Here is an 11558-nt window from a genome sequence, read left to right as displayed (position 1 = left end):
TCCCGTGAAGAGACGAAAGCGATATAGGTACAATTGCTTTTTATTTTTTACTAAATTTTAAGTAGGTGTAAATAAATCCTGCACTTATAGCCAGAGTTGTCCACCATTTAAAATCAATATGCAAAAGTGAAAAGATTATAAAACTGATGATTAGCGAGGCTAAAATATAAACAATGATTAAAATTTTATTTTTCATAGGAATTGCCTTTCTGAATGGATTCTAGTATTTACAGCTTATTTGTAAAGTTTACAATAAGCTGTTAGAGCAATTGTCAATCAGAATGTCCTTTTATCTGTCAATAATCCGAGAAAATCTTGTCGTTTCAAGTCTGAGAAATGTTTGGTAGAGAGACTTCCTCTTTGAAGTCCATCATCTCTAACCTGTAAATAATAGCTATGTTGGCTTGTTTTAATTGTCAAAAAATCGCCCAATATAAAAACTTTTTTCCAGTTGCGAATCTCAAATTCTTTTATCTCTGATTTTGGAATGCGGATAAGTCCTTGTCGCAAATCACGATGATGCTCACTTGTGAAAGTCATCCCATTCCCAATATTTCTTATCAGTAGTTCATCTGGAGTCACCATCACCAGCGCTATTTTAGTTAAGAAAATTTCAACTGTTGGTGGTAAAATAGCCAAATCAAACCAAGGATGTAGGTAGCGATACGCTAAGAAATACTGAGGCTCCTCACCCAATCCTAGTTGTTTATATAAGGCCTTGACCTCACTATCTAACCTCGCTTCAAAAGACACATCCGAATGCGCTTCTTCCTTCTTCTGATTAAAATAACGCATCCAGACTAGAAAATATATAAAGACTATAATAAATATTCCTGATAAGAGATATTTTACATTGTAGTTCATCACTTAACCTCCTGATTCACGACTCTGCCTAAAACAGAGGCCTATTTATTTTGAAAATAGTTCCATAACAACTTTAAATAAGACGGGTGTCATTGTATCAAGCTAGAATTCTTTCTTTTCTAGCTGCATCATAATTATTTGCTGAATACAAAGTTAAGGGCGCTGGATTTGTTAACGCTTACACAACTCCTGTTTTACCTGTATTATAAATCAACATATATAACCTGTCAAGCAATTAAAGAAAAATATTAAATATTTTCAAGTAGTTTCAGTCTTGAATACAATCAAGTTGAAAGGAATACCGTGTGGTTTTTGAATTTTTGAAGTTTCATAGGTCAGTTTGTTGGATAATGTTATAAGAAAATTCATGCTCATCAATAGAAGGCTTAATTCCCCTACAATTATCTGTTTACCTCTGTTATACATTCTAATTTTCTTTAGTCAGTGCAACATCTTTTTATTTTTTGCTAGATTTTGAGACGGTAAATAATACTAAACGAAACTAAAATGAATACTCCTTGCTTTTCTTGAGAGTGAAAAAATACAATAAAATGATTGTAGTGATTACCACAAGATACTGACTAATAGACATCGTATTTGAAGCAACAAATACAGGTAAGGAATAAAAAGGAAGAAGTTCAATTGCTTTGATAAACAAATCATTACTAGTATTCATCATAATCGTATTTAATATATTAGGGATAAAGAGTAGTAAAGCTACTAAAATACCAAATACCAAGCCACTTTTCAATTTGTATAAATAGAAAATGTAAGATAATAGAAAATAAAATAGGACTAACAAAATTGTATTGACTACAATGGCTACTATAAAATCTAATCCTAAAGCACCTGGAACACCCAATTTACTTACGATGACTAGTAACACAATACCATTCAAAGCATAAATAATGGAAACTGAGATGGCATATAGAAAATTAGACAAGACGTAAATCATCCGATTTTTCTGTTGATTATAAAATAAACTTATCGTATTGTGGGAAAAATCCCTGCTAATAATTCGGTTAGCATGTATAACAGCCATTAACATACCGAGCATAGCATAAAAGTTTGAAATATGCTTAATACCAAGCGATGTCCCTTGAGTATTTAGAATAAAGAATGTAACCAATATCGGCGGTATAAACGAGATAATCAAACCGAGATATATTACGCCTGATGAATATAAATCCCTTATATTTTCTTTAAGAAAATTCAATTTATTTAATTTCATGATTATAACCTTCCTTTATTTTGAACGATTTAGATAAATATCTTTAAGCGTCTCTTTTTTAGTTTCAAAATCAACTACTTTAATAGAGTTTTCGTTAAAAAATTTAAAAAGCTCACTACTTTGAATATTTCCAGACATAGTAATTCTCAGTCCCTCTTCCTGAACAATATCCCCAAATTCTTGTTTGGTAATGAAAATGTCTCTATCTATAGCTGATGAAAAAGCTATCTCAAACAAGCAATTATGACTATCTTTTCCTACTTTTTGGAATGTCAAAAGCCCGTTCTCCAATAAAAGAACTCTCTCACAAATTTCTTCAATATCTTCTAATTTATGACTCGATATTAAAATTCCCACATTTTCATGTAAAGCTAAATTTTTTAGAACCGCTAAAACTATTTGTGACGATTCAATATCTAAACCATTAGTCGGTTCATCTAAAATCAATATATCAGGTTCCGTAACGAGAGTTAGAAGCAAGGCTAATTTTTGTTTTGTACCCAAAGAATAGGTCTTTACTTTTTTATTAATAGACTGAGTCAAATCTAACTCTTGGATCAAACTTCCAAATCTTTCTTGATTGTAGTCAACACCATATAAATTTGACAAATATTTTAAATTCTCTAAACCTGTTTTAGATAAAAATAATTTTGGTTCTTCGATTAAATACCCAACATTATCACTACTTATAATATTCCCTGAAGTCGGTTGATTATTCTGAACAAGAATTTTCATCAATGTACTCTTACCAACTCCATTTCTCCCTACTAGACCAACAATTTCACCCTTGTTAAGTGCAAAATTTATATCTTTGAGAATGATTGAATGACCATAATGCTTACTTACATTTATAACTTCCATTTTTTATTCCTCCCTGTATTTTGTATCTACAGTATACCTCTTCTTTACTCTGTTTTAAAATTAGTTAACTTTTTTCACACATTATTTTAGTTTTCTTTTTTACTATTCCTGTTACTATGATACAATATTTTTAATTGGATTTTATTATTTGTTAACTTTTTTCACGAAAAGGAGAAAATCATGCGTTATGATTTCGGAAAGGTCTATAAAGAAATACGTGAGTCAAAAGGCTTAACCCAAGAAGAGGTCTGTGGGAATATCCTCTCAAGAACCAGCCTATCAAAGATTGAAAGCGGCAAGGTAACTCCCAAATATGAAAATATGGAGTTTCTTCTCCGGCAAATCAATATGAGTTTTGAAGAGTTTGACTACATCTGCCATCTATATCAACCGAGCCAACGAACAGAAATCATGCAAACCTATCTCAATATGAGCTCAATCCTAGGAACTAGTGAACTCGAAAAACTATTTCAAAAATGCCAAAACTATCTCAATACCCGCCACGACCTGCCTATAGAAGAAATAAGGGATATGCTGGAAATTGTCATTCATATCCGTCAACATGGTACAGAGCAACTGTCAGACCAAGTGAAACAGACTGTCAAAAAACTTTGGGAAAAAATTGAAAAACAAGGTACATGGTATGAAAATGATCTAAAAATCCTCAATACCATCCTTTTCAGCTTTCCTATTGAACACCTCCATCTCATTACTGGAAAAATCTTGCAACGCTTGGAAGTCTATAAAAACTATCAACATTTATATGACTTACGAATGGCAATCCTACTCAATCTGTCCACCATTTACTTATACCATCAAGACAAAAACATGTGCCAACAAATCTGCTATACTTTACTAGAGGATGCCAAGAAAAAGAAGCACTACGATAGGCTTGCTATCTGCTATGTCCGTATCGGAATTTGTAGGGATGATGCTAAATCTATCCAAAAAGGTTTCTCACTTCTAGAGCTGACCGAGGAAACTTCTATGCTGTCTCATCTCAAAAAAGAAGTGGAGAACTATTATCAAGCGAAGGACATATAAAAAGTCGAGGGATTTCCTCGACCTTTTCATATTATTCTGTTCGTTATTTCTTAATACCAGCCGTTATTAAGCCAGAAGTTTTTAGCGGCTGTCCATGAACCGTAACGTCCTGCAACGTAGGCATCTGCTACACGTTCTTGGTTTTCAGCTGAGTAGTCACCGTTCAAGTATGAATCTGTCAATTGGTAACGTCCGATATAACGTCCGTTTGTAGCTGTATAGCTACCACCTGATTCTTTTTGAGCGATCCATTCTTTGGCTTCTGCTTCAGATCCGCTTACAGTTGAAGCAACTGTTTCTTCTGCTACTGTTTCGCTTGCTACTGGAGTTTCCTCCTCTACTTCTGTAGTTTCTGCTGCTGGAACTGAAACAGTTTCATCTTGAGCAGCTGGTGCTGCATAAGTCGTTGAAGCTGGTGCTACTGGAGCTGCTGGACCGTCGATAACCAACTCTTGACCAACATAAATCAAATGAATGTTGTCAATGTGGTTGTTTTCTGCCAATTTTTCAACTGTTGTGTTGTGAGTTTCAGCGATTTCTGAAAGTGTATCACCTTCTTTAACAGTGTAAGTTGATGATTCTTGGGCAGATACAAATGATGGAGCAAATACTGCAAACAAGGCAGCTACTCCTGCAAGAGTTGTTTTAATCTTTTTAGTTGTTGATTTCATATTTGAAAATTCTCCTTCTTTCTATAGTTCTATCATACCCTTTAAATATTACCGTTTCTTGACACTTTTATGTAGAAATATTACAAAATTATTTTTTATTTCCCTAAATAAGGTGTTTTTTGTCATAAAAGATACTATTTTTATGCTATTTGAGGTATTAGAAAGGTTTTCATCCGCAATTAAAGTCAAGACCCTCATTCTTTGATATAATAGAGATAAGAATTTTTATAAGGGGAAACTGATGAAATCACTTCGTTTTCAATCTGTCTTTGATATCATCGGACCAGTTATGATTGGCCCATCTAGTAGCCATACAGCTGGTGCTGTTCGTATTGGGAAGATTGTCTCTTCCATTTTTGATGATACTCCGACAGAAGTCGAATTCCAACTTTTTAACTCATTTGCCAAGACCTATCGTGGTCACGGAACAGACCTAGCCCTTGTTGCAGGTATTTTGGGCATGGATACAGATGATCCTGAAATCCCAAACAGTCTGGAGATTGCCCACAAACGTGGTATCAAGATTGTCTGGACTATTCAAAAAGACAGCAATGCTCCGCATCCTAATACCACTAAAATTACCGTCAAAAATGCTCACAAGACCATCAGTGTGACTGGTATTTCTATCGGTGGCGGTAATATTCAGGTAACCGAACTCAATGGCTTTGCCGTCTCTCTCAATATGAATACACCGACTATCATCATTGTTCATCAAGATATTCCAGGTATGATTGCCCTCGTTACGGAGGCCCTTTCACGCTATGGTATCAATATCGCCCAGATGAATGTCACTCGTGAAAAAGCTGGTGAAAAAGCCATTATGATTATCGAAGTTGACAGTCGCAACTGTGATGAGGCTATCGAAGAAATTCGAAAAATCCCTCATCTCCACAATGTCAATTTCTTTAAATAGGAGGAAGCATGTTTTATTCTATCAAAGAATTGGTCGAGCAAGCTGATCTGGACTTTCAAGGAAATGTCGCAGAACTCATGATTACAACAGAGTTTGAATTGACCGGTCGCGAACGTGAAGAAGTCTTCCTTCTCATGGAACGCAATCTGGAAGTCATGAAAGCATCTGTCCAACTTGGCCTCAATGAAAATAAATCTCGTAGTGGCCTGACAGGTGGAGATGCTGCCAAACTGGATCACTACATAAAAAATGGAAAAACTCTGTCAGATTACACAATTCTCTCTGCTGCCCGAAATGCTATCGCAGTCAATGAACACAATGCTAAAATGGGCTTGGTCTGCGCTACTCCTACCGCAGGAAGTGCCGGTTGTCTCCCTTCCGTTCTCACTGCTGCTATTGAAAAATTAGACCTTAGCCACAAGCAACAGCTGGATTTCCTCTTTGCTGCCGGTGCCTTTGGACTAGTCATCGCAAACAATGCCTCTATCTCAGGTGCTGAGGGTGGGTGTCAAGCTGAGGTTGGTTCGGCCTCTGCTATGAGTGCTGCTGCCTTGACTCTGGCTGCAGGTGGAACACCCTATCAAGCCAGTCAAGCTATTGCCTTTGTCATTAAAAACATGCTGGGCCTCATCTGTGACCCTGTGGCTGGTTTGGTCGAAGTTCCCTGTGTTAAACGCAATGCCATGGGAGCTAGCTTTGCTTTCATTGCAGCAGACATGGCCTTGGCAGGTATCGAATCTAAAATCCCTGTTGATGAAGTGATCGATGCCATGTACCAAGTAGGAGCAAGCATGCCAACTGCCTTTCGTGAAACAGCTGAAGGTGGACTCGCTGCCACCCCTACTGGTCGTCGCCTCCAAAAAGAAATTTTCGGAGAATAAGCTTATCAAATAGGAGAAACCATGACCTCTATCACAGCGATTTTTTTCGATCTGGATGGAACACTCGTCGACAGTTCTATCGGGATTCACAATGCCTTTACTCATACTTTTAAGGAACTGGGGATGCCTAGTCCTGATGCCAAAACGATTCGTGGTTTTATGGGACCGCCTCTCGAAAGTAGTTTTGCGACCTGCCTGTCCAAAGACCAAATTTCTGAAGCCGTGCAGATATATCGTTCTTACTATAAGGCAAAAGGCATCTATGAAGCTCAACTCTTTCCTCAGATTGTAGACTTGCTTGAGAAGTTATCGAGCAATTACCCTCTTTATATCACCACTACAAAGAATACATCTACTGCTCAAGATATGGCAAAAAACTTGGAAATCCATCATTTCTTTGATGGCATTTATGGTTCTAGCCCTGAAGCACCCCATAAGGCAGATGTCATTCACCAAGCCTTGCAGACACATCAACTAGCACCAGAACAAGCCATCATCATCGGAGATACCAAGTTTGATATGCTGGGAGCTCAAGAAACAAGTATTCAGAAATTGGCCGTCACTTGGGGATTTGGAGAGCAAGCAGACTTGCTAAACTATCAACCTGATTATATCGCCCACAAACCCTTAGAGGTTTTAGAGTATTTTCAATAACATAGACTGGGCAACAACTCCATTTCAGAAGAAAATGAAGTAATACTCAATGAAAATCAAATAGCAAACTAGGAAACTAGCTGCGGGCTGCTCAAAACTCTGTTTTAAGGTTGTAGATGGAACTGACGAAGTCAGCTCAAAACACTGTTTTGAGGTTGTGGATAGAACTGACGAAGTCAGTAACCATATCTACGACAAGACGACGTTGACGTGGTTTGAAGAGATTTTCGAAGAGTATAAGTCTCTACATAACAAAACGCATACTACCAAGGTTTCAAGACTTGATAATATGCGTTTTTCTTTTTTATTCAACGTGGGTTGTTTGATTGGCAAAGGCGATAATGGCCTGCTTCAACTCATCTCCACTGAGAGTGCGGAACTCTTCAATCTTTTGATCGATGGATTCTAAAGGCATGACATTAACCTTACCAACGAAAATCTTATCCATAACTTGGTTATCAACAAGTTCGGTTGATACCAAGAGTTCTTCGTAGAGTTTTTCACCTGGGCGGATTCCAACTTCAACGATTGGAATTTCGCTTTCGGTGTGTCCACTTAGAAGGACCATTTTCTTGGCCAAGTCATAAATCTTGACTGGTTTGCCCATATCAAGGATAAAGACTTCTCCATCTTTAGCATAAGCACCAGCGTGAATAACCAAACGGCTAGCTTCTGGAATGGTCATGAAGTAACGGGTCATGCGGAAGTCTGTCACCGTTACAGGACCACCTTCAGCAATCTGGCGTTCAAAGACTGGAATGACACTACCACGGCTACCAAGAACATTTCCAAAACGAACTGCACAGTAGGTTGATTGGCTACGTTGGTTAAAGCCAGTAACAATCAACTCAGCCACGCGCTTGGTTGCTCCCATAACATTTGGTGGATTAACCGCCTTATCTGTCGAAATCATAACCATCTTAGGTACTTTAGCTTCATCAACAGCCTTAGCAACATTGTAAGTTCCACGGATATTGTTTTTGAAGGCTTCTTTTGGATTGCGCTCCATCATAGGAACGTGCTTGTGGGCTGCCGCATGATAAACAATAGCTGGCTTGTACTGCTCAAAGACTTGCAACAGACGATCATAGTCTTGAATATCTGCAATCACTGGCACATAATCAATCCCTTGGAACTTACGAATCAATTCATGATAAACAAGGTAGATTGAGTTTTCCCCATGACCGAGCAAGACGATGCGTTCAGGATTGAAACGACTAACTTGGCGACAGATTTCCGAACCGATTGAACCACCAGCTCCTGTAACCAAGATTGTTTTTCCAGTTAGTTCTGCGCCCAGACGCGATTCGTCAAGACGAATTTCCTGACGCCCCAAAAGGTCTGTAATATCAATCTTCTGGAAGCCTCCACCTGCTTGGTGAAGGCCTTGAACAACGGTTTCAACCTTAGGCATCTTGTAACATTTGACACCCAGCTTATTACACATCTGCAAGATACGCTCATATTCTGACGGGTCAAGTGACGGAATCGCAACGATAACACGCTCGATTTGATGACGTTTGGCTAATTCAGGCAGGTTGTCATAAGAGCCTAAAACAGGGATTCCACCAAGTTTTTGACCCTTTTTCTTAGAATCCTTATCCAAAATACCGACAAGTTCTAATTCACTAGTTGGATGTTGGTAACTATCCATAAAGAGAGCTCCACCATCACCGGCACCAATCAAGAAGGTCCGACGGTGTTCCCCATCACCACTGCCTTTTTTTCGTCTTGAATAGATTAGTTGCCAAGTAATCCGTGGCAATAAAATCAAGAAGGTACTCAACAAGATAAAGAGAATGATGAAACGGATTGAAAAGAGTGGCAAGAAGGCATAGCAGATACTATATGACAAGACGCTGCTGGCAGTCACACCAAAAAAGATTTTCATGAAATCCGTAATCTTGCTGTAACGACTAATACTAGCGTTCAACCCCCAAAATGCAATCATCAATTGATAGAACAAGAAGGCCAAACTCGTATAGATGATGTAGTCAACAGGTGCTGGATTAATCAAGCCGTAAAATAAAATATAAGATACAATGATGGAAACCACCATACTGAAAATATCAAATATTCCCCAGAAAACCTGCTTTTGTTGTTTATTTAAAATTTCCACCAGATCAATCACATAATCTGTTAGTTTTTTATTCATGTCAATCTACTCCTCCTTAAAAGAGCTGGATATTTATATTGTTATTATAACACTTTTTCTAAAGTTTACGATTTGCTACAATCTTTTACTTGCTTTTTCGTAACAGTTTCATAAAAATAAACTGTCGGACAAATCCTGGACAAAGAGCAACAACCATCTGAATGGCAACACTCTTGGCATACTCCATGTAAGAAATCTGCCCTCTCTTCAGCATTCGTTGACGAGCCTGACGATAGAGTTTGAGGTAACGCAGTCCCCCACGACGCTCAAACATCCCTGCTCCGACACGAACCTGACACAAGATTTGATCCAGATTCCCAGTCTTAGCTCCTGCAGCAATCATATTGAGCCAGAGGAGGTCATCTTCCATATAAAGTCCATCCTCATAGTTGCCTGCCTTGAGAACCATGTCCTTCTTGAACATGACAGTCATGTGGTTAAAGGCACTTCTCATCCTTTGATAAGCCACAATATCTGCATGTTGAGTCGGAACACGACGGTAAGAAACAATCTCATCAGGATTATCAATAAACTCTGCAATATGTCCACCTAATAGGTCGAGCTTGTCCTTCTCCATTAGCTGAACCTGTTTTTCAAAACGATCTGGAACAGCTATATCATCTGTATCCATACGAGCGATGATATCATACTGACACTGCAAAACACCCTGTCGAAGAGCCAGACCCAAACCTTGATTCTGCTCAAGAGGATAGCGTTTCACTGGAATATCAGACTCAGCTTCAAGCTGGTCTAATACCTGATAGAGCTCAGGTGTCAAAGGCCCATCCTCAACCAGAACCAATTCGCTCGGTTTCAGGGTCTGATTTTGAACACTCTCAATAGCATCCTTTAAAAATGTCGGATTTTCCTTGATATAGACCGACATCAATACGCTGATTTTTTGCTTTTCAGACACAGTTTTTCTCCAATGTATAGATTTCCTTCCACTATTTTATCATAATTTTCAAGACTTTCCCATTTTTATCTTGAAAGCCAGAAACCTTACTTGACATTATAAGGAAAAAACCTTAAAATAAGCTGTTATTAAAATCAGCTAGAAGAGGTATTATATGAAAAAGCAATCACTCTTTTTTGTTCCAGGTATTATCCTGATTGGTGTTTCCTTGCGGACTCCTTTTACTGTTTTACCCATTATTTTGGGAGATATTTCGCAAGGTCTGGGGGTAGAAGTTAGTTCACTTGGTGTCTTGACCAGCCTTCCTCTCCTCATGTTTACTCTCTTCTCGCTATTTTCTACCCGACTGGCTCAGAAAATTGGCTTGGAGCATCTCTTCACCTACAGCCTCTTCTTCTTGACCATCGGTTCTCTCATTAGACTAATCAATCTGCCTCTGCTCTATCTAGGAACCTTGATGGTTGGGGCAAGTATCGCAGTCATCAATGTTCTGCTTCCTAGTCTTATCCAAGCCAATCAACCAAAGAAAATTGGTTTTCTGACTACCTTATATGTAACCTCTATGGGGATTGCAACGGCTCTGGCCTCCTATCTGGCTGTGCCTATTACACAAGCCAGTTCTTGGAAAGGACTTATCATCCTCCTCACCCTGCTCTGTCTAGCAACTTTTTTGGTCTGGCTCCCAAATCACCGCTATAATCACAGACTAGCTCCACAAACCAAACAAAAAAGCAAAACAAAGGTCATGCATAATAAACAGGTCTGGGCAGTGATTGTCTTTGCAGGTCTTCAATCCTTGCTCTTTTACACCGCTATGACCTGGCTACCTACCATGGCCATCCATGCAGGCCTTTCCAGTCACGAAGCTGGCTTACTGACTTCTATCTTCTCTCTGATTAGCATTCCTTTTTCAATGACCATCCCAAGCCTGACAACCAGCTTGTCAACTCGTAACCGTCAGCTCATGCTCACTCTGGTCTCACTAGCTGGTGTGGTCGGCATTTCCATGCTCTTTTTCCCAGTCGGTAATTTCTTTTACTGGCTTACCATCCATCTCCTCATCGGAACCGCAACCAGCGCCCTCTTCCCTTATCTCATGGTCAATTTTTCACTCAAGACAAGCGCTCCTGAAAAGACAGCCCAATTGTCCGGTCTATCTCAAACAGGAGGCTATATCCTAGCAGCCTTTGGACCAACCCTCTTTGGTTACAGTTTTGACCTTTTCCACTCTTGGGTACCAGCTGTAGCTGCCCTCTTGCTGGTGGATATCCTGATGACTATCTCACTCTTTATAGTAGATCGCGCGGATAAAATTCTTTAATTATTCTAAAATACTTCTCAGATATAAATAATGCAAAGCCAGACTCT

At 38.7% G+C, this 11558-nt stretch carries 11 protein-coding genes and 1 pseudogene; 5 read left to right on the top strand and 7 right to left on the bottom strand.

From position 1 onward, the window contains the following. Positions 1 to 276: 276 nt before the first annotated feature. The 3 genes from HT679_RS04505 to HT679_RS04495 all read right to left on the bottom strand — a co-directional run bounded on the left by HT679_RS04505 (position 277) and on the right by HT679_RS04495 (position 2956). A complete protein-coding gene (locus HT679_RS04505) occupies positions 277 to 864 on the bottom strand; it encodes a hypothetical protein (protein ID WP_173213240.1) in 588 nt (195 codons plus the stop codon). Between the two features lie 502 nt (positions 865 to 1366). After that, a complete protein-coding gene (locus HT679_RS04500; RefSeq protein ID WP_173213238.1) occupies positions 1367 to 2095 on the bottom strand; it encodes a hypothetical protein in 729 nt (242 codons plus the stop codon). Positions 2096 to 2110: 15 nt separating this feature from the next. Then, positions 2111 to 2956, bottom strand: coding sequence for an ABC transporter ATP-binding protein (locus HT679_RS04495; protein ID WP_173213236.1), 846 nt, complete (start codon positions 2954 to 2956; stop codon positions 2111 to 2113). 180 nt (positions 2957 to 3136) lie between these two features. Here HT679_RS04495 and HT679_RS04490 point away from each other — a divergent pair, with 180 nt between their 5' ends. Then, positions 3137 to 4000, top strand: a complete 864-nt coding sequence (locus HT679_RS04490) for a helix-turn-helix transcriptional regulator (protein WP_173213233.1) — start codon at positions 3137 to 3139, stop codon at positions 3998 to 4000. Between the two features lie 50 nt (positions 4001 to 4050). Here the strand turns inward: HT679_RS04490 and HT679_RS04485 are convergent, their stop codons facing one another. Next, on the bottom strand, positions 4051 to 4671 hold the full coding sequence (locus HT679_RS04485) for a LysM domain-containing protein (protein WP_173213231.1): 621 nt from the start codon (positions 4669 to 4671) through the stop codon (positions 4051 to 4053). 241 nt (positions 4672 to 4912) lie between these two features. On the opposite strand from HT679_RS04485, the gene sdaAB reads away from it, so the two are divergent. Genes sdaAB through HT679_RS04470 form a run of 3 tightly spaced genes read left to right on the top strand, consistent with a single transcriptional unit; the run spans position 4913 to position 7119 of the window. Further along, entirely contained in the window at positions 4913 to 5584 is a 672-nt protein-coding gene (gene sdaAB, locus HT679_RS04480) for an L-serine ammonia-lyase, iron-sulfur-dependent subunit beta (protein WP_000838912.1), read from the top strand. Between the two features lie 8 nt (positions 5585 to 5592). Beyond that, a complete protein-coding gene (gene sdaAA, locus HT679_RS04475; protein ID WP_173213229.1) occupies positions 5593 to 6465 on the top strand; it encodes an L-serine ammonia-lyase, iron-sulfur-dependent, subunit alpha in 873 nt (290 codons plus the stop codon). Between the two features lie 21 nt (positions 6466 to 6486). Then, complete coding sequence (locus tag HT679_RS04470; RefSeq protein WP_173213227.1) at positions 6487 to 7119, top strand: HAD family hydrolase; 633 nt, start codon at positions 6487 to 6489, stop codon at positions 7117 to 7119. A 304-nt stretch (positions 7120 to 7423) separates the two neighbouring features. Here the strand turns inward: HT679_RS04470 and HT679_RS04465 are convergent, their stop codons facing one another. The 3 genes and pseudogenes from HT679_RS04465 to HT679_RS11655 form a co-directional block, all read right to left on the bottom strand. Further along, positions 7424 to 9274 (bottom strand): nucleoside-diphosphate sugar epimerase/dehydratase, encoded by a 1851-nt coding sequence (locus HT679_RS04465; RefSeq protein WP_173213225.1) that lies wholly within the window; start codon positions 9272 to 9274, stop codon positions 7424 to 7426. Positions 9275 to 9359: 85 nt separating this feature from the next. Further along, on the bottom strand, positions 9360 to 10160 hold the full coding sequence (locus HT679_RS04460) for a glycosyltransferase (RefSeq protein WP_191994093.1): 801 nt from the start codon (positions 10158 to 10160) through the stop codon (positions 9360 to 9362). Beyond that, positions 10140 to 10287 (bottom strand): annotated as a pseudogene (locus HT679_RS11655) (glycosyltransferase family 2 protein); the annotation flags it as partial. The gene HT679_RS04460 and the pseudogene HT679_RS11655, both read right to left, overlap by 21 nt. A gap of 57 nt (positions 10288 to 10344) precedes the next feature. Here HT679_RS11655 and HT679_RS04455 point away from each other — a divergent pair. Beyond that, positions 10345 to 11511, top strand: coding sequence for an MFS transporter (locus tag HT679_RS04455; RefSeq protein ID WP_173213221.1), 1167 nt, complete (start codon positions 10345 to 10347; stop codon positions 11509 to 11511). Positions 11512 to 11558: the final 47 nt, after the last annotated feature.

The sequence above is a fragment of the Streptococcus sp. 4886 genome (genome assembly GCF_013276485.1).
GTDB lineage: Bacteria > Bacillota > Bacilli > Lactobacillales > Streptococcaceae > Streptococcus.
This window is presented reverse-complemented; position numbering and strand designations above follow the sequence as displayed.

What these genes read in the sequence shown, in the direction of transcription:
- HT679_RS04505 (WP_173213240.1), bottom strand. Translation starts at nt 864, where the DNA reads ATGAACTACAATGTAAAATATCTCTTATCAGGAATATTTATTATAGTC.
- HT679_RS04500 (WP_173213238.1), bottom strand. Translation starts at nt 2,095, where the DNA reads ATGAAATTAAATAAATTGAATTTTCTTAAAGAAAATATAAGGGATTTA.
- HT679_RS04495 (WP_173213236.1), bottom strand. Translation starts at nt 2,956, where the DNA reads ATGGAAGTTATAAATGTAAGTAAGCATTATGGTCATTCAATCATTCTC.
- HT679_RS04490 (WP_173213233.1), top strand. Translation starts at nt 3,137, where the DNA reads ATGCGTTATGATTTCGGAAAGGTCTATAAAGAAATACGTGAGTCAAAA.
- HT679_RS04485 (WP_173213231.1), bottom strand. Translation starts at nt 4,671, where the DNA reads ATGAAATCAACAACTAAAAAGATTAAAACAACTCTTGCAGGAGTAGCT.
- sdaAB (WP_000838912.1), top strand. Translation starts at nt 4,913, where the DNA reads ATGAAATCACTTCGTTTTCAATCTGTCTTTGATATCATCGGACCAGTT.
- sdaAA (WP_173213229.1), top strand. Translation starts at nt 5,593, where the DNA reads ATGTTTTATTCTATCAAAGAATTGGTCGAGCAAGCTGATCTGGACTTT.
- HT679_RS04470 (WP_173213227.1), top strand. Translation starts at nt 6,487, where the DNA reads ATGACCTCTATCACAGCGATTTTTTTCGATCTGGATGGAACACTCGTC.
- HT679_RS04465 (WP_173213225.1), bottom strand. Translation starts at nt 9,274, where the DNA reads ATGAATAAAAAACTAACAGATTATGTGATTGATCTGGTGGAAATTTTA.
- HT679_RS04460 (WP_191994093.1), bottom strand. Translation starts at nt 10,160, where the DNA reads ATGTCGGTCTATATCAAGGAAAATCCGACATTTTTAAAGGATGCTATT.
- HT679_RS04455 (WP_173213221.1), top strand. Translation starts at nt 10,345, where the DNA reads ATGAAAAAGCAATCACTCTTTTTTGTTCCAGGTATTATCCTGATTGGT.